Origin of the sequence: Fusobacterium perfoetens ATCC 29250 (genome assembly GCF_000622245.1) — a bacterium.
Classification (GTDB): Bacteria; Fusobacteriota; Fusobacteriia; order Fusobacteriales; family Fusobacteriaceae; genus Fusobacterium_B; species Fusobacterium_B perfoetens.
Genome location: NZ_JHXW01000014.1, coordinates 25,590 through 50,927, shown reverse-complemented (window position 1 = coordinate 50,927; position 25,338 = coordinate 25,590). Strand labels below are relative to the sequence as shown.

General features: G+C 24.8%; 24 protein-coding genes. 10 read left to right on the top strand and 14 right to left on the bottom strand.

What is annotated here, in order from left to right; genetic code table 11:
* Positions 1-2: 2 nt before the first annotated feature.
* From T364_RS0106180 to T364_RS10575, 10 genes are all read right to left on the bottom strand, one after another.
* The gene (locus tag T364_RS0106180) at positions 3-329 is read right to left on the bottom strand and encodes an HU family DNA-binding protein (RefSeq protein WP_027128810.1); all 327 of its coding nucleotides are present in this window, start codon (positions 327-329) and stop codon (positions 3-5) included.
* 123 nt (positions 330-452) lie between these two features.
* A complete protein-coding gene (gene cobJ, locus T364_RS0106175; protein WP_027128809.1) occupies positions 453-1,187 on the bottom strand; it encodes a precorrin-3B C(17)-methyltransferase in 735 nt (244 codons plus the stop codon).
* On the bottom strand, positions 1,180-2,190 hold the full coding sequence (cbiG, locus tag T364_RS0106170; protein WP_027128808.1) for a cobalt-precorrin 5A hydrolase: 1,011 nt from the start codon (positions 2,188-2,190) through the stop codon (positions 1,180-1,182). Before cbiG ends, cobJ begins: the two co-directional genes overlap by 8 nt.
* Complete coding sequence (gene cobM, locus T364_RS0106165; RefSeq protein ID WP_027128807.1) at positions 2,183-2,947, bottom strand: precorrin-4 C(11)-methyltransferase; 765 nt, start codon at positions 2,945-2,947, stop codon at positions 2,183-2,185. The genes cbiG and cobM overlap by 8 nt, the downstream gene beginning before the upstream one ends.
* Positions 2,926-3,654, bottom strand: a complete 729-nt coding sequence (gene cobI, locus T364_RS0106160) for a precorrin-2 C(20)-methyltransferase (protein ID WP_027128806.1) — start codon at positions 3,652-3,654, stop codon at positions 2,926-2,928. Before cobI ends, cobM begins: the two co-directional genes overlap by 22 nt.
* Positions 3,655-3,661: 7 nt before the next feature.
* Positions 3,662-4,234, bottom strand: a complete 573-nt coding sequence (cbiT, locus tag T364_RS0106155) for a precorrin-6Y C5,15-methyltransferase (decarboxylating) subunit CbiT (protein WP_027128805.1) — start codon at positions 4,232-4,234, stop codon at positions 3,662-3,664.
* Positions 4,225-4,851, bottom strand: coding sequence for a precorrin-6y C5,15-methyltransferase (decarboxylating) subunit CbiE (gene cbiE, locus T364_RS0106150; RefSeq protein ID WP_027128804.1), 627 nt, complete (start codon positions 4,849-4,851; stop codon positions 4,225-4,227). Before cbiE ends, cbiT begins: the two co-directional genes overlap by 10 nt.
* Positions 4,848-5,963 carry a cobalt-precorrin-5B (C(1))-methyltransferase CbiD gene (cbiD, locus tag T364_RS0106145; protein ID WP_027128803.1) on the bottom strand — a complete coding sequence of 372 codons (1,116 nt, stop codon included), beginning with the start codon at positions 5,961-5,963 and terminating at the stop codon, positions 4,848-4,850. Before cbiD ends, cbiE begins: the two co-directional genes overlap by 4 nt.
* The gene (locus tag T364_RS0106140; RefSeq protein ID WP_027128802.1) at positions 5,964-6,608 is read right to left on the bottom strand and encodes a precorrin-8X methylmutase; all 645 of its coding nucleotides are present in this window, start codon (positions 6,606-6,608) and stop codon (positions 5,964-5,966) included.
* Complete coding sequence (locus tag T364_RS10575) at positions 6,608-8,074, bottom strand: cobyrinic acid a,c-diamide synthase CobB (protein WP_081775680.1); 1,467 nt, start codon at positions 8,072-8,074, stop codon at positions 6,608-6,610. The genes T364_RS0106140 and T364_RS10575 overlap by 1 nt, the downstream gene beginning before the upstream one ends.
* Positions 8,075-8,220: 146 nt before the next feature.
* Between T364_RS10575 and hemC the strand changes: the two genes are divergently transcribed.
* Genes hemC through ilvA form a run of 3 tightly spaced genes read left to right on the top strand, consistent with a single transcriptional unit; the run spans position 8,221 to position 12,603 of the window.
* Positions 8,221-9,903, top strand: coding sequence for a hydroxymethylbilane synthase (hemC, locus tag T364_RS11370; RefSeq protein ID WP_425402502.1), 1,683 nt, complete (start codon positions 8,221-8,223; stop codon positions 9,901-9,903).
* On the top strand, positions 9,896-11,365 hold the full coding sequence (gene cobA, locus T364_RS0106125) for a uroporphyrinogen-III C-methyltransferase (protein WP_027128800.1): 1,470 nt from the start codon (positions 9,896-9,898) through the stop codon (positions 11,363-11,365). Before hemC ends, cobA begins: the two co-directional genes overlap by 8 nt.
* Positions 11,366-11,394: 29 nt before the next feature.
* Positions 11,395-12,603: a threonine ammonia-lyase gene (gene ilvA, locus T364_RS0106120; protein ID WP_027128799.1), complete on the top strand. Its 1,209-nt coding sequence runs from the start codon at positions 11,395-11,397 to the stop codon at positions 12,601-12,603.
* 48 nt (positions 12,604-12,651) lie between these two features.
* On the opposite strand, the gene T364_RS0106115 is transcribed toward ilvA, so the two are convergent.
* On the bottom strand, positions 12,652-13,974 hold the full coding sequence (locus T364_RS0106115) for an MATE family efflux transporter (RefSeq protein ID WP_027128798.1): 1,323 nt from the start codon (positions 13,972-13,974) through the stop codon (positions 12,652-12,654).
* Between the two features lie 89 nt (positions 13,975-14,063).
* Here T364_RS0106115 and T364_RS0106110 point away from each other — a divergent pair, with 89 nt between their 5' ends.
* Together T364_RS0106110 and T364_RS0106105 are read left to right on the top strand one after the other, a co-directional pair.
* Complete coding sequence (locus T364_RS0106110; RefSeq protein ID WP_027128797.1) at positions 14,064-14,876, top strand: MerR family transcriptional regulator; 813 nt, start codon at positions 14,064-14,066, stop codon at positions 14,874-14,876.
* Between the two features lie 34 nt (positions 14,877-14,910).
* Positions 14,911-15,729 (top strand): Cof-type HAD-IIB family hydrolase, encoded by an 819-nt coding sequence (locus T364_RS0106105; protein ID WP_035945454.1) that lies wholly within the window; start codon positions 14,911-14,913, stop codon positions 15,727-15,729.
* A gap of 103 nt (positions 15,730-15,832) precedes the next feature.
* Here the strand turns inward: T364_RS0106105 and T364_RS0106100 are convergent, their stop codons facing one another.
* The 3 genes from T364_RS0106100 to T364_RS0106090 form a co-directional block, all read right to left on the bottom strand.
* Positions 15,833-16,273, bottom strand: a complete 441-nt coding sequence (locus tag T364_RS0106100; RefSeq protein ID WP_027128795.1) for a threonine/serine exporter family protein — start codon at positions 16,271-16,273, stop codon at positions 15,833-15,835.
* Between the two features lie 12 nt (positions 16,274-16,285).
* Entirely contained in the window at positions 16,286-17,038 is a 753-nt protein-coding gene (locus tag T364_RS0106095) for a threonine/serine exporter family protein (RefSeq protein WP_027128794.1), read from the bottom strand.
* Positions 17,039-17,170: 132 nt separating this feature from the next.
* Complete coding sequence (locus tag T364_RS0106090) at positions 17,171-18,214, bottom strand: CdaR family transcriptional regulator (protein WP_027128793.1); 1,044 nt, start codon at positions 18,212-18,214, stop codon at positions 17,171-17,173.
* Between the two features lie 202 nt (positions 18,215-18,416).
* Between T364_RS0106090 and T364_RS0106085 the strand changes: the two genes are divergently transcribed.
* From T364_RS0106085 to T364_RS0106065, 5 genes are all read left to right on the top strand, one after another.
* A complete protein-coding gene (locus T364_RS0106085) occupies positions 18,417-19,826 on the top strand; it encodes a YfcC family protein (protein ID WP_027128792.1) in 1,410 nt (469 codons plus the stop codon).
* Positions 19,827-19,853: 27 nt separating this feature from the next.
* Positions 19,854-21,023, top strand: a complete 1,170-nt coding sequence (locus T364_RS0106080) for a M20 metallopeptidase family protein (RefSeq protein WP_027128791.1) — start codon at positions 19,854-19,856, stop codon at positions 21,021-21,023.
* A 298-nt stretch (positions 21,024-21,321) separates the two neighbouring features.
* Complete coding sequence (locus T364_RS0106075; RefSeq protein WP_027128790.1) at positions 21,322-22,458, top strand: glycerate kinase family protein; 1,137 nt, start codon at positions 21,322-21,324, stop codon at positions 22,456-22,458.
* A 182-nt stretch (positions 22,459-22,640) separates the two neighbouring features.
* Entirely contained in the window at positions 22,641-23,768 is a 1,128-nt protein-coding gene (locus T364_RS0106070) for a betaine/proline/choline family ABC transporter ATP-binding protein (RefSeq protein WP_027128789.1), read from the top strand.
* A gap of 1 nt (position 23,769) precedes the next feature.
* The gene (locus tag T364_RS0106065) at positions 23,770-25,326 is read left to right on the top strand and encodes an ABC transporter permease/substrate-binding protein (RefSeq protein ID WP_027128788.1); all 1,557 of its coding nucleotides are present in this window, start codon (positions 23,770-23,772) and stop codon (positions 25,324-25,326) included.
* Positions 25,327-25,338 lie beyond the last annotated feature (12 nt).

Below are 25,338 nucleotides of genomic sequence, written 5' to 3'. Positions count from 1 at the left end.
ATTTATTTAGCTTTCTTTTTACAAGTTCTTTTTTTCTTAGGTTCTTCTTTTTTTACATTTAATCTATCAGATAAATCTTTACCAACTTTAAATTTTATATAGTTTTTAGGAGTTATTTTAATAGGTTCCCCAGTTCTAGGGTTAATTCCTTCTGCTCTTTTTGTAGTTTTTCTTTCAAAAGTTCCTAGCCCTCTAAAAACTAAAACTTCTTCTTTTGCAAGTGCTTCTTTTAATACTTCTACAAAAACTTCTACTTGTCTTTTTGCTTCTTCTTTACTAGGCAAATTAGCCTTTTTCATGAACAATTCTGCAAATTCTACTTTTTTCATGATTCCTCCCTTTAAAAATATAAATAAATATTAAAGTATATTAAGTTATTATATAAGACTCAAAAAAAAGATAATTTGTTTAATTTTTTTTATTTTTTTTTAATTTATTATTTTAAATTTCTTTTACTTATGAATAATTTTATATCCACGAGGTGTTATTATCTTATTTTTTAAAATGAAACTATTAGAATTCCCTATAATAACTGTAGAAAACATATCTATTTCATAGTCTAACATTTTTTCTAAAGTGGTTATAACAAAATCTTCTCCTTCTCTTCCAACATTTCTAGCTATCAATACAGGAGTATTTTTAGATTTATATTTTAACATTATATCTCTAGCTTCATTTATAAGAAATTCTCTTCCTTTACTTTTAGGATTATAAAGAGTGATTACAAAATCTCCTTGAGAAGCTAAATCAATTCTTTTTTTTATGACTTCCCAATCTGTTAAAAGATTACTAAGAGAAATATTAACACTATCATGGACAATAGGAGCACCCCCTAAACTAGCTGAAGCATTAGAGGAAGTTATTCCAGGAATTATTTCTATATCTATATCACTATTTTTGGCAACTTCTAACATAAGTCCAGCCATTCCATAAACTCCAGGGTCACCAGAACTGATTAAAGATACAATTTTTCCCTCTTCTGCTAGTTTTAAAGATTCTTCACATCTTTCTATTTCCTTTTTCATAAAAGATTTTATCAATATTTTTTCTGGAAATAAATCTTCTATAAGAGAAATATAAGTTTTATATCCTATTATTATATCTGAATTTTTTAGAGTATCATAAGCTCTAAAAGTCATATTTTCTTTATTTCCTGGTCCTATTCCAACCACATAAATTTTACCCATCTTTTCTTGTTTCCTCCTGAAATATAGATATAGTGATTCCATCATATTTTATTTTTTCTGCTATAATTTCTCCTTTTTTTCTAGAAGCTAACATAGCACAAGGACCTGAAACAGCTCCTATACCTAGAGTTTTTTCTACAAATTCTGATTTTTGAAATTTACCTTCTATTTTTTTTATTTCATTTTTTGAAATAATTTTTAAATCAACATTAAAATATTTAGAGGCTTCTATTATTCCAATTTCATCTTTTTTTATATCAACAGTTCCTATAACTTTTAAAGATTTTTCAGAAAGATTATATTTTTCTAAAGAATTTTTTATTGCAGAAATTATTTTTTCTTTAGAAGTTCCTCTTTTACAACCTACTCCAATAGAGATATTTTTAGGAAAAATTTGAGTTATTTCAATATTTTTTTGATTTGAAATAATAATAATTCCCTTAGGATTTTCATTTGAAATGTTTTCTGGAACTTTTATTTCAATTTTTTCTCCTGCTACTATAAGACTTGTAACTTTTTTTGCACTCTCTAAAGATTCTAATTTTCCATTTATCTTCATAGCAATAGTATCAACAGCAATTTTTCCTGAAATATCTGAAGATGTTGTTAAAATAGGAATTGAATTTAAAAGAGAGCCTATCTCTTTTGTTAAATTATTTCCACCACCTAAATGTCCTGAAAGGATAGGAATTACAAAATTTCCATTTTCATCTACCACTAAAACACAAGGGTCAATATCTTTAGATTCTATAAAAGAAGCTATACTTCTCACAGCTATTCCTGTGGCTGTTATAAAAATAAATCCAAAATATTTTTGGAAAATATCTTTTAAAGTATCTTTAATTGAAATTTCTATTATTTCAGTTTCTTTATCAGAGAATTTTTCTAGTGTAAAAATAACAATATCTTTATTATACTTTTCTAGATAAAGTTTTTTTATTTTCTTTCCTAATTCAATACCTTTTTTAGTGACAGTAATAATTCCAATTTTATTTTTAGACATTTTCTTTTCCTTTTCTGTATTCATGAGTAAAGGTTTTATCATATAATTTTGATTTTGAATAATTATTCCCTAAAAAATTTCCAACAAGAATTTGAGCAGTCTTGTTAATATTTTCTTTTTTTACTAATTGAGATATATTTTTTAAAGTTCCTATAACTTTCTTTTCATCTTTCCAACTAGCTCTTTGAACAACAGCTATTGGAGTATCTTCTGGATAATGAATAGAAAGTTTTTTTACAACTTCATCTATCATTTGAACAGATAAAAATATTGCCATTGATGACTGATGAGAAGCTAAACTTTCTAAAGATTCTCTTTGAGGAACGGAAGTTCTTCCAGAAAGTCTTGTACATATAACAGTTTGACTTACATCAGGTAAAGTATATTCTTTTTTTAGAGAAGCTGCTGCTGCTAAAAAAGAACTTACTCCAGGGATAACTTCATACTCTATATTATTTTCATCTAATATATCCATTTGTTCTCTATGAGCTCCAAAAATACTTGGGTCTCCTGTATGAACTCTAGCTACTTTTTTTCCTGATTTAATACCATTTATTGTTATATTCATAACTTCTTCTAAAGTCATTGTTGCAGAATTATAAATTAAAGCCCCATCTTTATGGCATTCTATAACTTCTCTTGGAACTAAAGAACCAGCATATATAATTATATCAGCTTCTTTTATAATTCTTTGTCCTTTAACAGTTATAAGTTCTGGGTCACCAGGTCCAGCTCCTATGAAATAAACTTTTTCCATTTTTCAATTCCTCCTTTTTTTAATATAAGAGTTGAAAAATAAGGAATATCCTCTTTTGTTAAATTCTCTAAATCAAAATAAATTTTTTGTTCAGCTTTTCCTGATTCACATACAAGAGCAATATTCTTCTCATTTCCTGTGATTTTTAAAGCTTCTTTTAATTCATCAAATCTCAATGAAACTTTCATAACAACTATATTATCACTACTTTGAATTTCTTCAGCTATATGTTTTGATGTACATTTTCTTGAAAGAGATATGACTTTTAAAGTTTCATCTCCTACAACTAAAGGAATATTTATTCTTGAAGAAATATCTACAAAAGATGATATACCTGGGATTGTTTCTACTTGATATTTTTCATTAATGTTTTCTAAAAGATAAACATAAGTACTATAAGTCATAGGGTCTCCTATAGTTATAAAACCTACATCTAAATTTTTTTCTAAATATTCTTCAATAATTTTACTATTTTTTATTCTCTCTTCTTTTCTTTTTTCTATATTGGGATTCATAGAAATTTCCATATCTACAAATTTTATATCACTTTTTAAATATTCTCTCACAATCTTGTAAGCAGTACTCTCTATATCTCTTCCAGCATTTGGTAAGATTAAAATATCTAGTTTTTTTAGAATATTAATAGCTTTTAAAGTTATCATTTCTGGGTCTCCAACACCAACCCCTATTCCATAAAATTTACTCATTTATTTTTTAGTCCTTTCTTCCACTTATTATATATATTGGATTTTCTCCAATCATCATATTATAATTTCCTATTTTTTTATTTCTTGATATATTAACATTTATAATCTCTATATCTAGTAATTTTTTTTCTTTTAATAAATCTATAACTTTTCCTAAATTTTCAAGAGTTATTAAATTTATTACAAATCTACTATTTTTTTTAGATTTTTTTATAAAAAAATCTAAGATATTTTCCATATTATTAGAACTTCCACCTATAAAAATTCTATCAAAAGAATTTTCTTCTAAAAAATCTAAATCTTTTGGAGCTAAACCATAAATTAATTTGTAATTTTTTATATTAAATTTTTCTAAATTTTTTTCAATAAGTTCAACAGCTTCTATATTTTTTTCTATACCATAAACGAAACCACTTTTTAAATATGTAGCTCCTTCAATTCCTATACTACCTGTACCTGCTCCAATATCTATTAATATAGAATCTTCAGCAAGTTCTAATTTAGAAATAGAAATAGCACGAACTTCATCTTTTGTCATAGGAACATTTCCTCTTATAAATTCACTGTCTTTTATATGCATTTTTTTATCACCATTACATTTATAGAAAATTCTCTATTATATTTTTCTATATCACTAAGAAAAAATCTACTTATTTTTTCATCATCATAAGATAAATTTTCTCCAACTATAATTTCAATATTTTCTATTTTATTTTCTAATAATTTTTTTCCAATCATGTAGGGATTATTTTTTTTATCTGTAAGTAAAATAACTCCTCTTTTACTATTTTTTAAGATTTCTATTATATCTGACTCTCTTCCATGTAAACTACAAAGAGAATAATCTTCCCATGTATCACAAAGTTTTCCAAATAAATATTGAAAAGAGGAAAGACCAGGGATAACTCTTATTAAATTTTCTGAAAAATTTTTTTTAATAAAAGAAAGTAAACTATAATATCCTGTATCTCCAGAAACTATTATAGAAATTTCTCTATTTATATTTTTGTCTATATACATTTTCATATCATCTAATTTACTTAGATAATATTTTTCTATATTACTATTTAAAAGAATTTCTATATCTTCTAATTGTCTTTTACCACCTATTATAATTTCAGAAGTTTTTAAAAGCTTTTTTCCAGCCTCTGAAAAATAATCTAAATTTCCAACTCCTAATCCAATAACATTTATCATAAATCTTTCACCATTTTATAAAAATTTTCACTTATTCCTATATGGTTTTTAAAAGAAAATATTAAAGCTTCAATTTTTATACTTTCATCTTTTATATATTCATTTGATTTTTTTACAACTTTATTAGCTATCAAATTAAAAAATTCTTTGTTTTCTATATACTCACAAGCTTCTTCAACTGTATTAGAAGAGAGAATTTTATAAAGAATCTCTTTTTTCTCTCCAATTTCAAAAGCATTAGCCAACATTATCTCTATTCTAGCATCGGCAATTTTACTATGAGTATTATATATTCCACCAGCTATTTTTATAGCCTTTCCTATGTGTCCTACAAGAAATATTTTCTTATAACCAATCTCTATAGCACAATCTAACATATATCCAATATAATTACTTATAACAATAAGATTACTAGTGTCTAATCCAAAATCTTCACAATATTTTTTTCCATAGTTTCCAAAAGAAAATATTATCCAATCTTTATTACTATTTTCATGTAAAACTTTTAACTCTAATTTTAGAGAATCTTTTAGAGCTTCTTCGCTCATTGGTTTTAAAATTCCTGTTGTACCAAGAATAGAAATTCCATTTATTATTCCTAATTTCTCATTAAAAGTTTTTTTGGCAATCTCTCTTCCTTTTGGAATATATATTAAAACTTCTATTTTTTCATTTATATTATATTTTCCTAAAAAATTTTTTATATTTTTTATTAAAATTTCCAATGGTTTCGGATTAATGGCATATTTTCCAATAGGTTGTTGTAATCCTTTTTTGGTGATAACTCCAACTCCTCTACCACCTCTTATAAAAATATTTTCATCTTTATATCCTTTACTATCTTCTGTAAAAGATTTAACAATTTTTATTTTAGTAAAAATTTCTATTCCATTGGTTACATCAGGGTCATCACCTGAATATTTAATAACAGATGTGGTTACAAAATTTTTTCTTTTTTTAATTCTATTTATAGGAATTATTAAATTTTTATCATAAGGGAGAGAAATTTCTATATTTTTTAAAAATTCATTATTAAAAATACAATAAAGTCCAGCTAATGTACTAGCTACAACACAACTTCCTGTAGTATATCCTGATTTTAATTCTTTCATCTAAAATCCCTCTCTTTTATATAACTGATATAAAATTCCATGTAATATAGCTACAGTTACTGTACTTCCTCCCTTTCTTCCATTTATTGTAATATATGGAATATCTAAACTTTTAAAAACTTCTTTAGATTCTTTTGCTCCTACAAAACCAACAGGAGCCCCAACAACTAAATATGGTTTTTCAATTTCTTTTGTTTCAATTAATTCTTTTAATCTATAAAGAGCTGTAGGAGCATTACCTATAAGAAAAATTTTAGTATTTTTATCTTTACTAGCTTTTTCAATACCGATTATAGACCTTGTAATTCCCCTTTCCTTACTTTTTTTTGCAACTTCCTCATCAGATATTAATGTATAAGCTTCACAAGAAAATTTTTTTAAGATATTTTTATTAAGTCCATTCAATATCATATTAGTATCGCAATAAATTTTACAACCATTTTTTATGGCAGTTTTACCATTTTCTATGGGATTATTAAGAAATTCTATAATATCAGCATACTGAAAATCAGCTGTTGTATGAATAATTCTTTTTACAATAGGTAATTCTTCCTCTGTAAAATTATTTATTTTTTCTCCAAGTTCTTCTGTTATAATTTCAAAACTTCTTTTTTCTATTGATTGAGGTTCTTTTATATATTCCATTATCTCTTTCCTTTTCTAAAATTAAAAAAATTCATAAAATTAAATCTATTTCTTTTGTCGTGATATTCTTTAGCTTTATCTAATAAGCTATAAACAAAATCTTGACTTGAAAAAAAGTGAATATGAGGATAACCACAGAAAAGATTTTTTTCTGAATATCCACATTCCCATGTTCTTCCATCTTTTTTTGAAATTTTAAATATATTTTCTCCAGATTTTTCTATTATTTCAGAGTAATGAAATTCATGAGCTGGAAAATTTAAAGATTTTTCTTTTTTTAAAGCACAATTTACATTAATATATCCAAATTTTCCAATATTTAATCTCTCTTTCATTTGAAATTTATTATTTGTCAGTCCTACAAATTTAAAAGTTTCATCATTTAAAGTTTTTAATTTTTTAGAAAGATAAATATATCCGCCACATTCACCATAAATAACTCCCCCATCATTATAGAAACTTTTAATACTTTCTATCATAGATTTATTATTTTCCAATTCTTTTCCATAAAGTTCAGGATATCCTCCACCAAAATATAATCCATCAATATCTTCTGGGATTTTTTCATCATTTATAGGGGAGAAATATTTTAATTCAATTCCTAATTTTTCTAAAAAATCTAAATTATCATTATAATAAAAAGAAAAAGCATTATCTTTGGCTATTCCAATTTTTATATCTTTATATTTTTCCTTATCGATAAATTTAAATATTCTTTTTTCTATTTTTAATATTTCTTCATTCATTAAAATATCACTTTTTAGAAGTTTATCACTTATATTATTTTTGGATATTGGAGTATCTATGTTAGAAATTTCTAAGATTTTTTCTATATTAATAGTTTCTTTTATTTTTTCTGTTAAAACTTCTATTTTTTTATCTAACTCTTTAATTTCATCAGCTTGTATAAGCCCTAGATGTCTACTTTCTAAAGAAATTTCATCTACTTTTGGAAGATAACCTACACAAGGAATTTCAGTATATTTTTCTATAGCTTTAGAAAGTATTTCATAAGATTTTTTTGAAGAAACTCTATTTAAAATAATTCCTTTTATTTTTACTCTTTCATCAAAAAGTTTATATCCTAAGATTTCAGCACATATACTTGTACTTCTTTTATCTCCATCAACTACAAGAATAACAGGAATATTTAAAATTCTTGATATATGAGCAGTACTTCCATTGTCTAAGTCATCACCTAAACCATCATAGAGTCCCATAACTCCTTCTATCACTGAAAAATTTTTTTTATTTTTAAAAAAACTATAATATACCCCTTTTTCACCCATTAAAAAATAATCTAAATTATAACTTTTATTTTTTGTTACATACTCATGAAATTTTCCATCTATATAATCTGGACCAATTTTAAAAGGAGAGACATTTTTTAAAACTTTCATAAGTCCGATAGTTATTGTTGTTTTTCCAATTCCACTTTTAGTACTAGCTATAATAATACCTTGCATAAAATATCCTCCTTATATTAATTTTTTTTTCGTTATATAACTAATTTTGAATTTTATCTATATTATACAATATTTTTATAAAAATTTTCCAATATTTCTTTTCTATGGTATAATAATAGCATTAAAAAGAAAAAAGGACTGATATAATGGATTGGATTATAGGTGGTACAAAAGATTCTAGAAATTTTATAGAAAAAATTTTAAAATCAGAAAATTTTTCAAAAGATTTTATTGTAACTGTTGTTACTGATTATGGAAAAAAATTATTAGAAGATTATGGTATAAATATTTTAGTAAAATCTATGGATAAAAATCAGATGGAAAAATTTATTATTTCTAATTCAATAACTAGAGTTTTTGATTTTAGTCATCCCTATGCAATAAATGTATCTGAAAATATAATTGAAGTTTCTAAGAAGTTTAATATTGAGTATTATAGATTTCAGAGAGAAGATATAGAAAAAACTAATATTCAAAATAATTTTTTATATTTTTCAAATATTCAAGAAATAATAGATTATATAAAAAATATTTCAGAAAATATTTTAGTAACTTTAGGAAGTAATCAAATAGAAAATTTTTCCTCTCTTCCAAATTTAAAAAATATATATTTTAGAATTTTGCCAACTAAAGTTTCTGTTGAAAAATTAGAAAACTCTAATATAATGGCAAAAAATATAATTGCATTACAAGGACCTTTCTCAAAAGAGTTTAATAAAGCTATTTTTAAAAATTATAATATTAAATATCTTATCACTAAAGAAAGTGGAAATATTGGTGGAGAACTAGAGAAATTAGAAAGTGCCATTGAAGAAAATATAAAAGTTCTTATATTAAAAAGACCTCTTTTGAATTATCCTTGGATAACTTCAGATATGAGTCAAATAATAAAGGTTTATCAAGAAAGGAAAAATATGAAAAAAAATTTTGTAATAGGAACTAGAGGAAGTATATTAGCTCTTGCTCAAACAGAAATAGTAAAAAATATTCTTGAAAATAAATATCCAAATTATACTTTTGAAATAAAAAAAATAGTTACAACAGGAGATAAAGATTTAACAACTAATTGGGGAAGTGGTGGAACTTCTATAAAAAGTTTTTTTACAAAAGAGATTGAAAAAGAGTTACTTGAAAATACAATAGATTTTGCTGTTCATTCAATGAAGGACATGCCAAGTGAAAATCCAAAAGGACTTGTATTTAGCGGAGTACCTCAAAGAGAGGACAACAGAGATGTTTTTATTTCAAAATCTGGTTTAAAGTTAAGTGAGTTACCAAAAAATCCAATTATTGGAACAAGTTCTTTAAGAAGAGGGGAGTGTATAAAAGTTTTAAGACCAGATGCAATAATAAAACCTCTTCGTGGAAATATTCATACTAGACTTAGAAAATTAGAAGAAGAAAATTATGATGGAATAGTTTTAGCAGGTGCTGGACTTATTAGGACAGGGTTAGAAAATAGAATTACAGAATTTTTTAATATAGAAGATGTTATTCCAGCTCCAGCTCAAGGAGCTTTGTGTATTCAATATAAAGAAGAGAATACAGAAGTAAAAGAGATATTAGATAGTATATCTTGTAAAACTACTACTGAAATCATAAAACTTGAAAGACAATTTTCTAAAATATTTGATGGTGGTTGTCATACTCCAATAGGTTGTAGTATAAAACTTATAACAGATAATGATTGTGAAAAATTTATTGAAGTTATTGGAATGTATTGTTTTAATAATAAAGTTTTAAAGAAAAAAATCAGAGGACCTTTAAGATGTGGAGATATTTTAATTAATAATCTTGCTGAAAGCTTAAAAGGTGATATTGATGAATAAAGGAAAAGTTTTTTTTATAGGAGCAGGTCCTGGAGATTTTGAACTTCTTACTTTAAAAGGAAAAAGATATTTAGAAATGGCTGATTGTGTCATTTATGATAGATTAGTAAATAAAAGAATTTTATCCTTTGTAAATAATGATGCTGAACTTATATATTTGGGAAAAGAAAATACAGAGGGGGGAACTTTACAAAAAATTATAAATGATACTTTAGTTGAAAAAGCTCTTTCTGGAAATTTCAAAAATATAGTGAGATTAAAGGGTGGAGATTCCTTTGTTTTTGGTAGAGGTGGAGAAGAAATTGAAGCTCTTAATAAATATAATATAGAATTTGAACTTGTACCAGGAATAACATCAGCTATAAGTGTTCCTGAATATAGTGGAATTCCTGTTACACATAGAAATATAGCTAGGTCTTTTCATGTATTTACAGGTTCTACTGCTGATGGAGAGGGAATACAAAACTTTGAAATAATCAGTAAATTAGAAGGAACTTTAATATTTTTAATGGGAGTTAAAAATTTAGAAAATATTTGTGATGGACTTATAAAAAATGGAAAAAATCCTAATACTCCCATAGGAATTATTGAAAAAGGAACTACCACAAATCAAAAAACTTATACAACTATTTTAAAAGATATAGATAAGATTGTAGACAAAGTAACTCCTCCAGCTATTGTTATAGTAGGAGAGGTTGTTAATAAAAGAGAAATGTATAATTGGTTTGAGAAGAAACCTCTTTTTGGAAAAAAAATAATTGTTACTAGAGAGAAAACTCAAGGAGAAATTTTTTCAAGGGAAATTGAAAAAAAAGGTGGAGAAAGTATACTTCTTCCTACAATAAAACTAACTGACTCAATGGATAAATTTGATTATTCTACTTTAAAAAATTATCAAGGAATTATGTTTAATTCTCCTAATGGAGTGGATTTCTTTTTTAAACATATTCCAGATATAAGAATTATTTCAAATATAAAAATAGGAGCTATTGGAAGTAAAACAGCAAGTCAATTAAAAAAATATAAAATAATACCAAATATAGTTCCAGAAGAATATTTAAGTGAAAATTTAGCAAAGTCTATGACAGAGATAACAGAGGAAAATGATAATATTTTAATAATTACTTCTGATGTTTCACCTATATCAGAAAAAGAATTATCAGAAAAATATAAAAGAAATTTTAAAAAATTTATAGGATATTTCAATTCTAAAATTGAAATGAAAAGAGAAATATTAGAGAGAAATTTAAAAAATGCTACTCATATTACTTTTTTTAGTGGTTCTGCTGTAGAGAATTTCTTTTCTAATTTAGAAGAGATATCTTTATTACCTAATGAAATAAAAATTATTTCATTAGGACCATCTACAACAAAAGTAATAAAAAAATATATAGATAAAAATATTATTCAATGCGAAGTTTATACAAGTGAAGAAGTTTTAAAAGTTTTAGAAAGTAATTAAAATTAAAAATAGGAAGTGAGGTATTTAGAATGGTTAATGATGTTACTTTAGAAATGATTAAAGAAGCAGCTTACACGATTAAAGATTCAATTAAAAGAACTCAATTAATGGAATGTCCTACTCTTTTTGAAATGACAGGAAATAGAATATTCTTTAAACTGGAAAATTTACAAAAAACAGGTTCTTTTAAAATAAGAGGAGCTATGAATAAGATTATGAATCTTACAGAGGAAGAAAAAGCAAGAGGAGTAATAGCTTCTTCAGCTGGAAATCATGCTCAAGGAGTAGCTTTAGGAGCTACAAGTCTTGGAATAAAATCAACTATTGTTATGCCGGGTACAGCTCCTTTATCAAAAGTAGCAGCTACAAAAAATTATGGAGCTGAAGTAGTTCAAGTAGGAACTGTTTATGATGATGCTTATCAAAAAGCTTGTGAAATACAAAAAGAAACAGGAGCTACATTCTTACATCCTTTTGATGACCCATATGTTATAGCTGGACAAGGAACTATAGGTTTAGAAATTTTAGAAGATTTAGAAAATGTAGATATAGTTATTGTTCCTATTGGTGGAGGAGGAATAATATCTGGTATTGCTAAAGCTATAAAATCCATTAAGAAAAATGTAAAAATTATAGGAGTAGAACCAGCTAATGCTCCATCAATGAAAGAGGCTATAAAATTAGGACACCCTACAACAGTAAAAGTTACTCCTACTATAGCTGATGGGATAGCTGTTGCTAGAGCTGGAGAACTTACTTATAAACTTATTTCTGAATATGTTGATGAGATAGTAACTGTTACAGAAGATGAGTTAGCAAAAAGTTTATTATTTTTATTAGAAAAAAGTAAAGTATTGGCTGAGGGAGCTGGAGCTTCTCCATTGGCTGCTGTTTTGGCTGGAAAAATTCAAGAAAAAGGGAAAAATATTTGTTGTGTAGTTTCTGGTGGAAATGCTGATATAACAGCTGTTGAAAGAATTATAAATAAAGCTTTAGTTCTAGCTGGAAGAAAAGTAGAACTTAATGTTGTTGTGGAAGATAGATTTGGAGAATTAAATAAACTTTTATCTATCTTAGCCCATGAAAAAGCAAGTGTTTTAAGTATAAATCAAACTATGTATAGTTCAAATCTTCCTATAAATTCTCAATTAGCTACAGTGGCTATAGAATGTATGGACGCTGACCATAGAGATAGAATAATAAAAACTATAAAAGAAGCTGGATTCCAAATGAGATAAAAAATAAAAACTGTACAAAATACTTTTATTGTATTTTGTACAGTTTTTTTATCCTATTCTTTTTTTCAAATAAGTTATAGATTTTTTCATTAAATAGAAAGAAACTAAAAGGCAAAGAAATTCAGCTATAGGTGTTGTCATCCAAATTCCTTTTGGACCTATAATATTAGGAAGTATAAAAAGTGGAATAGCTACAAATATTATAGACCTACATAAAGAAACAATAACAGACTCTAAAGGTCTTTCTATTGCTGTTAAAAAAGAAGATGAAACTATATTTAAAAATTCTATTAAATAAGCAAAACTTATAAAAAATAAAGCTTCATTAGCTAGTATAATTAAATCTTGATTATTTTTAGCAAAAATTTTAATTATTTCAATTCCAAAAATATGACTTCCAATATATACAATAACTCCTAAAGTCCCTCCAGAAATAAAAGAAATTTTTAATACTTTTTTTATTTTTTCAAAGTTTTTAGCTCCTACATTGTAAGCTACTATTGGTTGAAGAGCTTGAGATAAACCATAAAGAGAAATATTTAAAATTTGGTTGATATAAAAAACAATAGTAAGAGCAGAAACTCCAAGAACTCCAATTTTTTTCATAATAACTCTATTAAATAGATAATTTGCTACAGTTGAAGCTACAACAGTTAACATCTCTGAACTTCCATTATAGAAAATATTTTTTATATCAGTTTTATATTCTTTTAAATTCTTGGGTTTTTTAAATTTAATATTAGGTATAAGAGCTAAGAAAGAACAGCTAGAAGCCATTATTGTAGCTAAAGCTCCACCTTTCATTCCTAAATTTAATTTAACAATAAATAAATAATCTAAAGAAACATTTACAAGAAGTCCTATTAAGCCACTTAAAAAAACATAATTAGGTTTTTCTTCTATTCTAATAAAAGTTTCTGTAAAAATAGGTGATGTAAAAAAGAAAGTTCCTAATATCATAATTAATAAATAATCTTTTACATAATTATAAATTTCTTTATTGGCTCCTAAAAATTTTATAAAAAAATCTAAATTTAAAATTATAATTATTGATAAAACTTCTAATACAGTAAATAATAATGAAAGAGTAATAGTAGCAATTTCTTTAGAATTATTTAATTTTTTATTTCCCCTATATATACTAGCAATAACTCCCCCACCTATACAAATCATAAGACCAACACTCATTAAAAAATTAACAAGAGGCATTGATAAATTTACACCAGCAAGTCCTAAAGGTCCAAGAGCCCTACCTAAAAAAATTCCATCAATCATAGTTTGAGCTGAAACAATTAACATACCTAATATACCCGGTATAGCGAATTTAAAAAATAAAGTAGTGATATTTTCTGTTTCAAAGTTTGTTTTCATTAAAGTAAATCCTCCAAAAAAATAATGCTTTTTTTATATTTCTATGATATTATAAACTATATACTATAATATATAGTCAAGGAGAATTTATGAAAAATAAATATAAAATTTCAGAATTAGCTAAAATTTTTAATATATCTAGGCAAACTCTTTTGTTTTATCATAAAAAAGATATTTTAGTTCCTAATATTATTGATAAAAGTAACGGATATAGATATTATACTATTGAGCAGATTTGGGATTTATTACTTATTTTAACATTAAAAAAAGCTGGATTTTCTTTAGATGAAATTAAAAAATTTGGAAGTTTAAAAAGTTATAATGAAAATATTTTATTTTTAGAGAAAAAAGTAAAAGAGGTAGAGGAAAGAATAAAAGAATTAAAAAAATCTAAAAAAGAACTTATAAAAAGAATTGAAAATTTAAAAGAATTTTCTGTAGAATTTGAAAATAAAATAGAAATTCAAGAAAAGAAAAATATTAAATGGATATATTATGAGTTAAAAAATTCAAAAGATGAAATAGAGATGATTAGTCTTTATGAAAAATTAAATAAAATGATGAAAAAATATAATTTAGAAGAATCTTCATATATTACAATAACAGATTTAAAGGATATTGAAAATGAAAATAATATTATTCCAGTATTAAAAATTGGAATGGAGATACCTTATGAAATGAATATAAAGGGAAGTGAAGTTTTAGAACTAAATAAAGTTTTAGAAATAAAATTTAATAGTTCTTATAATAATTTATTAAAGACTTATCAAGATGTAAAAAAATATATAAAAGAAAAAAATTATCAATCTTCAAATTATTCAATAGAAATTTCTAAAAATGTAACATTTTCTACTGAAGAGGGAGTAGGAGGATTGATTAAAATTTTGGTTCCAATTATTTAAAAAATATTTATAATACAATTTATAGGAGATGATTATGGAAAAACAATACAAAATGATTATTACAGACTTAGACGATACTCTTTTAAATTCTCAAAAGAAAATATCAAAAATTGATTTAGAGGCGATTTTTAAAGCTCAAGAAAATGGGGTTAAATTTGTTCTTTGTTCTGGAAGACCAACTTTTGCTATGAAATCTTTAGCCAAAGAGGTTAAAGCTGATGAATATGAAAGTTATATTATATCTTTTAATGGGTCAATAATAAATGATTTTAAAAATAATAAAAATCTTTTTGAAGCTTCTTTAGAGAAAGAAGATTTACATTTATTGTATGATTTTTCTAAAAAATATAATACTCATATACTTACATATATCAATGATGAAATTATATCTGAAACAGATAGTGAATATATAGATGTAGAAGTTGATTTAACAAAAATGCCACATAGAAAAGTAAAAAGTTTTAAAGAATTTGTTAATCAAGGGGCTGTAAAATGTATGCTACTTGCTGAACCATCTTATTTAAAAGAAGTAGAAATAGAATTAAAAAAAGAATATGGAGATAAATATAGTATAGCTATTTCTAAACCATTTTTCTTAGAAGTTACTAAATTAGGAATTGATAAAGGTGTAGCTGTAAAAAGATTGGCTACTACTTTAAATATTCCTATTGAAGAAGTTATAGCTGTAGGAGATTCTTTTAATGATTTACCAATGTTAAAAGCTAGTGGATTTTCTATAGCTGTGGAAAATGCCAATCCAGAAATAAAAAAACAAGTTGATTTTATAACAAAATCAAATGATGATGGTGGAATGGCTTACTTAATAGAAAAATTTATTTTTAATAAGAATTAGAAAAATAAAAGAATGGTTTAAGTTTTAAGCTATTCTTTTTGTTTTCACTATAATTATTTGAATATTTTAATATTAAGGATAAATATCATTGGATATTAAAATTTTATTTGTTTTTTAAATATTTGAATATTTTAGTTAGATTTGCAGCTGAAAAAACTCCAATAGCCATTGCACCAGCTATTATAAATGTACTTATTCCTTTTTCTACAGCAATATAATAATTTCTATTAATGAAATAATAGATTGTATAATATATATCTCCTCCTGGTGCTAGAGGAATAAGACCAGCTATTAAAATAGTTGTAACAGGTGTTTTTAACTTTCTTGCTATTATTTCTGAATAAATAGCTAAAGTAAGAGTTGCAAAAAAATAATTAAGTCCATCATTTAGAAAAAAGGATTTTCCTAAAAGAAATATAAACCAACTTATTCCTCCACCAATACTTGTGTAAAAAAGATTTATATTTTTTATATTAAATATTATTCCAAATCCAAATGTTGTAATTATTGCAGCAATTATTTGAAAAAAAAAGTTATTGATCATAACAAATACTCCTTAATTTTGAAAAAAGTTTATTGCAATTCCAGAACCAACAGCTATAGAACTTCCAATCATTAATACTTCCATTAATCTAGAAACTCCTGTTACTAAATCTCCAGCAAAAATATCTCTCATAGAATTTATAAAAGAAACTCCTGGAACTAATAACATCAAAGTAGAAATAATTGTTATACTTGGATTAGAAATAAAGTATATGTGATAGAAAAAATAAGAAATAGAAGTAACAATAAAACTACCTAGTAAATTAGTAAAAAATATTCCTAAATTTATTTTATTTGAAAGTTTTAAAAAAATAGAAATTAAAAATCCAGAAAAAAAAGAAGAAATAAAGTTATAAAAATCTCCTAGAAAGAGAATGGAAAAAAAACTAGCTCCAATACAATTTCCAAAACTATTTATAAAAAATGAATATGAATTTTCAAGTTTTATAATTCTTAAATTATTTTCTAATGTATTAATTTCATATTTATCTAAATTTTTTATTAATGTAGAAACTTTGTAAACCTTATTAAGATTTACTTCTCTTTTTTTAACTCTTCTAACTAAAGAAATTATTTCTTTATTAGAATTTTCAAGAGTTATGATAATACAAGTAAGAGTGGCAAAACATTGAGAAGAAAATCCAAAATATTTAATTAGAGAAGAAATACTATTTTCAACCCTATATACTTCAGAACCATTTTCTAAAAGTAATTCTCCCAAATCTCCAGCAAGATTAAGTATTTTATATTCAAATTGTTTACTCATATTTTATTTCTCCTATGTATAAATATTTAAAATTTTTAATTCAATTTTAATTTTATAGAATACTTTTATTTTTTTCAATGTTTTAAAAAACAAAAATAAGAGAAAAAAATTTTTTATTTTTAGTTTATAAACTTAAATGAGAGAAAAAGCTATTTTTATAATAACAAAATCTGTATATCTTCTCATATCATAACCTGTTTTGTCGTAAAATTTATTTAATTTATATTGAAGAGTATTACTATGACAACAAAAATCTTTTGATATTTTATTTAAAGAACCATTATATTTTTCATATAAAGAGATTATTTTAGAATATTCTTTAATTTCTTCAGGTTTTAGATTTTTAAAAACTTTGTTTAAGTATTTATTTTTTTCTTTTTCTTTGATACTATTTAATACAATTTCTAATAACATTTCTTCATAATAAGTTTCTTTATTATTATTTTTATCGCACCATTCTAATGCAGTTAATGCTTCTTGATAAGAAGCACCTATTTTTTTTATTTCTTCTTTTTCTTCTCCTATTCCAACTTTAGTTTCTATCTTTAATTTATCAATTTTTAATATAAAATTTTTTAGATAAATTTTAGATTTATCAAAAAAAAGAATAATAATTTTATCATGACGTAACATTAATAAGTCTTTCTCTCTTTTTACCAATTCTTTTATTTTTTGAAAAAAATTTTTTATAATACTTGTTTCAGAATTAGCATTTAATTTTATAATTACTATTCTTCCTTTTCCTTTTAGTTCTTGTTTACTATTACCTTCAAAAATAATGGATTCAAGTAAAAGTTTTTCATACTCTTCTTCTTCTTTCTTTTTTAATAAATAAGCTTCCTTTATTAGTATTTCAACCATTTTTTTTATAATAACACCATATTTTTCAACTTCTTTTCTTTCTCCAGAAATTCCAATAACACCAATTATTTCATCTAAAAATTTAATAGGAATATTTATCCCTTTTTTAGCACCTTGATATTGTAATTCCCAGTCAACAATTATAGAATCATTTTTTTCTATGGCTTTTAAGGCCCCTTCATGATAAGAATTCACACGTTTTTCATCAGTACTAGCTATTATAATTCCTTTTGAATTTATAAAATTCAAATCTTTTTGTATTATTTTTTTCATTTCAATGACTATACTATTAGCAAGTTGAGTTGTTATTTCCATATATTTCTCCTCTAAAAATTTTTATTTTAAAGTATATTTTATTTTAGAAAAAAAGTCAATTTTTTGTTTTTTAAACTAAAATTATATAAAAAAAATTGGTTTTAAAAATATTCAAAAGATTTTTTTAAAATTATATACTATTAGCATACAAATTGATAATTTTTTAGTTTATTATTTCGAAAAAATTTTAAGGAGGTTCATAATGTTCACTAAAAAAAAGAAAGAAAATGTTAGTAAAACTTTAAATCCATTTTTAATTTTATTTTCAGTTGTAGTTATATGTGCTATAGCTTCTTATTTTGTAACTCCAGGTGCTTATGATAGAGTTATAGAAAACGGAAGAACAATAGTTGTTGCAGATAGTTATCACTCTGTTGAAAGAAGACTAATTTCATTTTTTGATATTTTTAGATCTATACCATATGGATTAGAAGGAGCAGCTGGAATGATGTTCCTAGTTTTATTAGTTGGTGGGACTATAGAGGTATACAATAAAACTGGAGCAATAGATTTAGGTGTTGTGCAGATATTAAAATTATCTAATAAGATAGGGAGTCAATTTATATTAATAATTATAATGATTCTTTTTTCAGCAATTGGAGGGATATTAGGATGGAGTGAACAAATTATACCTTTTGTTCCAATAATAGTTTCTATTTGTTTAGCCTTAGGTTATGATTCGTTAGTTGGAGTTTTGGTGTCAGGATTTGTATGTATGATAGGCTTTTCAGTTTCTCCTACAAATATGTATACTGTTGCTATTTCTCATCAAATAGCAGAATTACCTCTTTTTTCAGGAATGAGTTATAGATTACTTATACTTTTTATATTTGAAATTATAAGTATGTTTTATATATTAATATATGCAAAAAAAATAAAAAAAGATCCTTCTAAAAGTTTGATGAAAGATATAGATACTAGTGATTTAAAAAGAAATTTTAAACAATATGAAAATGTAAAAATTAGTAATATACAAATCATATCTCTTATAATATTAGCTTTATCTTTTGGAATAACAGTATTTGGTTTATTAAGATTAAAATGGCAAATTAATGAAATGGCAGCAGTATTTTTACTTAGTGGTATTTTAGTTGGAATTCTTAATAAAATGACTGCAGAAGAAATAATTGATAATCTTATTTTTGGAGCGAAAGCTTCTTTTGGGGGAGCTTTAATTATAGGAATAGCAAGATCTATACAATGGGTTTTATCTACTGGTGGGTTAATAGATCCATTAATTAATTTTTTAGCTACTTTATTACAAGGATTATCGCCATGGACAACAGCAATAGGAATATTTTTTGTAATAACTATTATTAATGCTTTTATTCCATCAGGAAGTGGAAAAGCAATGGCTATAATGCCTGTATTAATACCATTAGCTGATATGATAGGAATAACTAGACAAACAGCTATTTTAGCTTTTCAATTTGGAGATGGAATTTCAAATACATTTTGGTTTACAAATGGAACAATGTTAATATTCTTTGGGTTAGCAAAAGTTCCTTTATCTAAATGGTATAAAATAATAATTCCTTTAGAAATAATTTTGTGTTCTTTAGCTATTATATTTTTAATTATAGCAATAGAAATAGGATATGGTCCATTTTAAAATAATTATTAAGAGAGGTGTTAAGGTATGAATACATTAGAAAGTATAAAAAAAGATAAAGATTATATTATTTCATTGAGAAGAGAGTTTCATAAATATCCAGAATTAAGTTGGCAAGAATTTGAAACATCAAAAAAAATAAAAAAAGAATTAGAAAAATTGAATATTCCTTTTTTAGAAGTAGCTATAACAGGAGTTATAGGAATTATAAAAGGAAAAAAAGAAAAACCTGTAATTGGACTTAGATGTGATATAGATGCTTTACCTATAGAGGAGATTAAAAATTTAGATTTTAAATCTCAAAATAAAGGTGTTATGCATGCTTGTGGTCATGATGGACATATTTCTATGTTGCTAGGGGCAGCTAAATTTTTAAGTGAAAATAGAGATAAATTGGATTGTACTGTTAAATTAATATTCCAACCAGCAGAAGAAAATTTTCAAGGAGCAAAAAAAGTATTAGAATCAGGTTATTTAGATGATGTTGATACATTTGTAGGAATGCATATTTTTCCATATTTACCAACAGGAACTATTTCTGTAGAAGAAGGTCCTAGATATACTTCAGCAGATTTTATAAAAATAAAAGTTATAGGAAAAAGTGGACATGGAGCAATGCCTCAATTTGCTATAGATCCAATTTATATAGGAAGTCAAGTTGTTAATGGTTTGCAAAGTATAGTAAGTAGAGAATGTAATCCTAATGAAACATGTGTTATTAGTATATGTACTTTTCATTCTGGAACTTTACCAAATATATTTGAAGAAAGTGCTGAATTAAGTGGAACTGTTAGAACATTTAGTCCTGAATTAAGAAAAGAATTACCAGAAAAAATAGAAAGAGTTATAGATAATATTACAAGAAGTTTTAGAGGTACATATGAATTTGAATATATACATGGTCCAGCAGCTACTATTAATGACAAAAAATATAGTAAAATAGCAATAGAAACTGTAAAAACAATATTAGGAGAAAAAGGACTAACAACATATACAAAAACTCCTGGAGGAGAAGACTTTGCTTTAATGCTTGAAAAGAAACCTGGAATCTATGCTTTTGTTGGGTGTAGAAATGAGGAAAATGATCAATGTTATTCATTACATCATCAATGTTTTGATCTTGATGAAGAAAGTTTAATATATGGAGCAGCTTTTTATAGTCAATATGTTTTAGATGTTCAATATAAAATAGATTAAAAAAGTTATATTAAAAGATACTATAAGGAACTAATCATCTTTATGGTTAGTTTCTATAGATCTTTTTATTTTTTTTGTATTATATTTTCAATACAAATTAAATAAATTTTATAATAAAACAGGTTTTGATATAAGGAGTTACAAAGATTTTGTAATTTTAAAAATTGCTTTTTCATTGAAATGATTATTGTTTTATAAAATATTTTTCGATAGTATTTTTTATGAAAAATTAGTTTTTAAAACATTGTATTTATATTCTAATTATTATAAAATTAAGAAAAAATAATGGAGGATAAATATGAAAATAGTATTAGCACCAGATTCTTTTAAAGAAAGTATGACTGCAAAAGAAGTATGTATAGCTTTAGAAAAAGGATTAAAAAAAGGAAATCCTAATATAGATTGTATTTTTGTTCCTATGGCTGATGGAGGAGAAGGGACAACTCAATCATTAGTAGATGCTACTAATGGAAAATTTTATGAAGTTTATGTAACTAATCCTTTGGGGGAAAAAATAAAAAGTAGTTTTGGAATACTAGGTGATAGTAATACAGCTATTCTTGAAATGGCATCAGCTAGTGGATTAGAGTTAATTCCTAGAGAAAAAAGAAATCCTTTGATTACTACAACTTATGGAACGGGGGAACTTATAAAAGGAGCTTTAGATAAAGGAGTTTCTACAATTTTGATTGGAATAGGTGGAAGTGCTACTAATGATGGAGGAGCTGGAATGATTCAGGCTCTTGGAGGAAAACTTTTAGATAACAATGGAAAAGAAATTGGATTTGGTGGAGGAGAACTTTCGAAAATAGAAAAAATAGATTTATCAGGTATTGATAAAAGATTAAAAAATGTGAAAATAATAGTGGCTTGTGATGTTCAAAATCCTTTAACTGGGCCTAATGGTGCTTCTCATATATTTGGAAAACAAAAAGGAGCTAATGAAAATGAGAGAATTTTATTAGATAATAATCTTAAACATTTTTCTCAAATTATTAAAAGAGATTTAGGAAAAGATATTGAAAATATTTCAGGAGCTGGAGCTGCTGGTGGTTTAGGTGGAGGATTAATTGCCTTTTTAAATTCAAAATTAAGAAAAGGAATCGATATTGTAATAGAATATAGTAAATTAGAAGAAAAATTAAAAGATGCTGATTTAGTTATAACAGGAGAAGGTTGTATAGATGGGCAAACTCGTTTTGGAAAAACTCCATATGGTGTAGCAAAACTTTCTCAAAAATATAATATTCCTGTCATAGGAATTGCTGGTAGTGTAGGAAAAGATATTGATATTTTATACAAATGTGGATTTACTTCTATTTTTTCAATACTTCCTAGAGTAGAAACTCTTGATGAAGCAATAAAAAATGGAAAAGCTAATATGGAATATATTGGAGAAAATATAGGAAGATTAATTTCTATTTATAAAAAATAAATTAGTAATAAAATAAAAAACTCTATTAAAATTATTTTAATAGAGTTTTTTTAAATTCAATGTTTTAGCTTTGTTAGAGTGTTGAATTTGACAAAAGTGTTTAAATAATGTAAAATATATACATTTAAAAAATAAAAATCTTTTATTATCAACAAGTATTACTAGAAAGGAGTTGAAGAAAAATGATAGAATTTAAAAATATAACAAAAAATTTTAAAGGAAATCAAGTGTTAAAAGGAATTAACTTAAAAATAGAAACAGGTGAATTTGTTGCTATAATTGGAGAAAGTGGTTGTGGAAAGACGACTCTTTTAAAAATGATTAATCTTTTAATTGAACCATCTTCTGGAGAAATATTGATAGATAATGAAGATATAACTAAATATAATGTTATAGACCTTAGAAGGAGAATAGGATATGTTATACAACAAACAGGATTATTTCCTCATATGACTATAAAAGAAAATATAGAAATAATACCAAGACTTCAAAAAATTGACCAAAAAATATTAGATGAAAAAACAAATAATACAATGAGTATGGTTGGGTTAGACCCTGAAAAATATCTGAATAGATATCCTACAGAATTGAGTGGAGGACAACAACAAAGAGTAGGAGTAGCTAGAGCTTTTGTAACTGACCCAGAGATTATTTTAATGGATGAACCTTTTTCAGCATTAGACCCTATTACAAGGTCGGATTTGCAAGATGAATTAGTGAGCTTACATTCAAATTTAAAAAAGACTATTGTATTTGTAACTCATGATATGGATGAGGCTGTCAAAGTGGCAGATAAAATATGTATTATGAAAAATGGAAAAATTTTACAATATGATACTCCGGAAAATATTTTGAAAAATCCTGTTGATGACTATGTTTCTAACTTTGTTGGAAAAAATAGAATTTGGGCTTCTCCTGAATTTATAAAAGTTAGAGATATTATGATTGAAAGACCTATAACTACTACAAAAAATTCTACTATAATTCAATGTATGGAAAAAATGCGTCAGAATAAAATTGATAGTCTTCCTGTTATTGATATGAAAACTAGAAAAATATTAGGTATAGTAAAACCTAAAGATATTAGAAGACAAGAAGATAGAACTTTAAAGGCTGAAGCTGTTATGGAAAAAGAATTTCCTAAATTACATTTAGATGAAAATATAATTTCAGCTTTAAAAATAGTTAATGAAAGTCATTCATCTGCAGTTCCTGTTATAGATGATAAGGGAATATTAAAAGGATTAATTACTAAAAGTAGTTTAGTTACTACTCTTAGTCAACAATATATAGATGTAGAGGTGGACTAATATGAATTTCATACAATATATTATTACTAATCAAGAACAAGTTTTAAAACTATTATTAGAACATATTTATTTAACCTTAATTTCTGTTGGATTAGCAGTTTTAATAGGTGTTCCAATAGGGATATTAATTTCTTATGTAAAATCTTTAAATAAACCAGTATTAGGAATAGCTAATATAATGCAAGCTATACCAAGTATGGCTCTTTTAGGATTTATGATACCATTTTTAGGAATTGGAACTGTACCAGCTATTACAGCTGTGGTACTTTATTCTTTACTTCCTATTATAAAAAATACTTACATAGGTATAGATAATATAAATCCTCAAACTATTGAAGCTGCTAAAGGAATTGGACTTACAAAATCTCAAATTCTTATGAAAATACAAATTCCTTTGGCATTACCTGTTATAATGGCTGGTGTAAGAATATCATCAGTTACAGCTGTTGGGTTTATGACTATTGCTGCTTTTATAGGGGCTGGTGGACTTGGATTTTTAGTATTTTCAGGAATAAGACTTATAGATAATGCTCAAATTTTAGCTGGAGCTGTTCCAGCTTGTTTATTGGCTTTAACTGTAGATTTTATAGCAGCTACAATAGAAAAATTAGTAACTCCTATAAGTCTACAAAAAAATGTAACTAAAAAGGATAGACAAAGACAAAAGTTTATTCTTGGAATTTTTGGAATCGTAGTTGCCTTACTTATAGGAAGTAATGTGTTAAAAAGTACAGGAGTAAGCAAAAAAGTTATTATAGTTGGCTCTAAAGATTATACAGAACAACAAATAGTAGGAAATTTAATGTCAGAAATAATAGAAAAGAATACAGATATTAAAGTAGAGAGAAAAATGGCATTAGGTGGAGGACAAATTTGTTATTCAGCTATTCAAACAGGAGAAATTGATTTATATATGGAATATTCAGGAGTAGCTTATGTAAATTATTTTAATCACCCAGCTACTAATGATTTAAGAAAAATATATGATACTTTAAAAAAAGATTTTAAAGAAAAAAATAATATAGAGATTTTTAAAGAGATGACATTTAATAATACTTATACTCTTAGTGTTACAGAAGAAACAGCTGAAAAATATAATCTTGAAAAAATAAGTGATTTAGTTAATATAGCTCCAAAATTAAAATCTGGAACTAGTTTTGAATTTATGAACAGAGAAGATGGATTAGTTGGAATGGAAAAAGTTTATGGATTAAGATTTGGAGAAAAAATAGCAATAGATGGTTCTCCTAAATATATAGCTCTTTTAAATAAAAATGTTGATGTAATTGATGCTTTTTCAACTGATGGATTATTAAAGAAATTTAATCTTAAAGTATTAGAAGATGATAGAAATTTCTTCCCACCATATAATGGTATTCCTTTAGTTAGAACTGAAGTTTATGAAAAATATCCAGAAATTCAACCTTTATTAGAAAAACTAGGAATTGCATTAACTAATGAAGTTATGATAGAATTAAATTATAGAGTTGATGAACTAGGAGAAAAACCAGAAGATGTAGCAAGAGATTTCTTATTAAAAAATGGTTTTATAAAATAAAAGAGGTTATAA

What these genes read in the sequence shown, in the direction of transcription:
- T364_RS0106180 (WP_027128810.1), bottom strand. Translation starts at nt 329, where the DNA reads ATGAAAAAAGTAGAATTTGCAGAATTGTTCATGAAAAAGGCTAATTTG.
- cobJ (WP_027128809.1), bottom strand. Translation starts at nt 1,187, where the DNA reads ATGGGTAAAATTTATGTGGTTGGAATAGGACCAGGAAATAAAGAAAAT.
- cbiG (WP_027128808.1), bottom strand. Translation starts at nt 2,190, where the DNA reads ATGTCTAAAAATAAAATTGGAATTATTACTGTCACTAAAAAAGGTATT.
- cobM (WP_027128807.1), bottom strand. Translation starts at nt 2,947, where the DNA reads ATGGAAAAAGTTTATTTCATAGGAGCTGGACCTGGTGACCCAGAACTT.
- cobI (WP_027128806.1), bottom strand. Translation starts at nt 3,654, where the DNA reads ATGAGTAAATTTTATGGAATAGGGGTTGGTGTTGGAGACCCAGAAATG.
- cbiT (WP_027128805.1), bottom strand. Translation starts at nt 4,234, where the DNA reads ATGCATATAAAAGACAGTGAATTTATAAGAGGAAATGTTCCTATGACA.
- cbiE (WP_027128804.1), bottom strand. Translation starts at nt 4,851, where the DNA reads ATGATAAATGTTATTGGATTAGGAGTTGGAAATTTAGATTATTTTTCA.
- cbiD (WP_027128803.1), bottom strand. Translation starts at nt 5,963, where the DNA reads ATGAAAGAATTAAAATCAGGATATACTACAGGAAGTTGTGTTGTAGCT.
- T364_RS0106140 (WP_027128802.1), bottom strand. Translation starts at nt 6,608, where the DNA reads ATGGAATATATAAAAGAACCTCAATCAATAGAAAAAAGAAGTTTTGAA.
- T364_RS10575 (WP_081775680.1), bottom strand. Translation starts at nt 8,074, where the DNA reads ATGCAAGGTATTATTATAGCTAGTACTAAAAGTGGAATTGGAAAAACA.
- hemC (WP_425402502.1), top strand. Translation starts at nt 8,221, where the DNA reads ATGGATTGGATTATAGGTGGTACAAAAGATTCTAGAAATTTTATAGAA.
- cobA (WP_027128800.1), top strand. Translation starts at nt 9,896, where the DNA reads ATGAATAAAGGAAAAGTTTTTTTTATAGGAGCAGGTCCTGGAGATTTT.
- ilvA (WP_027128799.1), top strand. Translation starts at nt 11,395, where the DNA reads ATGGTTAATGATGTTACTTTAGAAATGATTAAAGAAGCAGCTTACACG.
- T364_RS0106115 (WP_027128798.1), bottom strand. Translation starts at nt 13,974, where the DNA reads ATGAAAACAAACTTTGAAACAGAAAATATCACTACTTTATTTTTTAAA.
- T364_RS0106110 (WP_027128797.1), top strand. Translation starts at nt 14,064, where the DNA reads ATGAAAAATAAATATAAAATTTCAGAATTAGCTAAAATTTTTAATATA.
- T364_RS0106105 (WP_035945454.1), top strand. Translation starts at nt 14,911, where the DNA reads ATGGAAAAACAATACAAAATGATTATTACAGACTTAGACGATACTCTT.
- T364_RS0106100 (WP_027128795.1), bottom strand. Translation starts at nt 16,273, where the DNA reads ATGATCAATAACTTTTTTTTTCAAATAATTGCTGCAATAATTACAACA.
- T364_RS0106095 (WP_027128794.1), bottom strand. Translation starts at nt 17,038, where the DNA reads ATGAGTAAACAATTTGAATATAAAATACTTAATCTTGCTGGAGATTTG.
- T364_RS0106090 (WP_027128793.1), bottom strand. Translation starts at nt 18,214, where the DNA reads ATGGAAATAACAACTCAACTTGCTAATAGTATAGTCATTGAAATGAAA.
- T364_RS0106085 (WP_027128792.1), top strand. Translation starts at nt 18,417, where the DNA reads ATGTTCACTAAAAAAAAGAAAGAAAATGTTAGTAAAACTTTAAATCCA.
- T364_RS0106080 (WP_027128791.1), top strand. Translation starts at nt 19,854, where the DNA reads ATGAATACATTAGAAAGTATAAAAAAAGATAAAGATTATATTATTTCA.
- T364_RS0106075 (WP_027128790.1), top strand. Translation starts at nt 21,322, where the DNA reads ATGAAAATAGTATTAGCACCAGATTCTTTTAAAGAAAGTATGACTGCA.
- T364_RS0106070 (WP_027128789.1), top strand. Translation starts at nt 22,641, where the DNA reads ATGATAGAATTTAAAAATATAACAAAAAATTTTAAAGGAAATCAAGTG.
- T364_RS0106065 (WP_027128788.1), top strand. Translation starts at nt 23,770, where the DNA reads ATGAATTTCATACAATATATTATTACTAATCAAGAACAAGTTTTAAAA.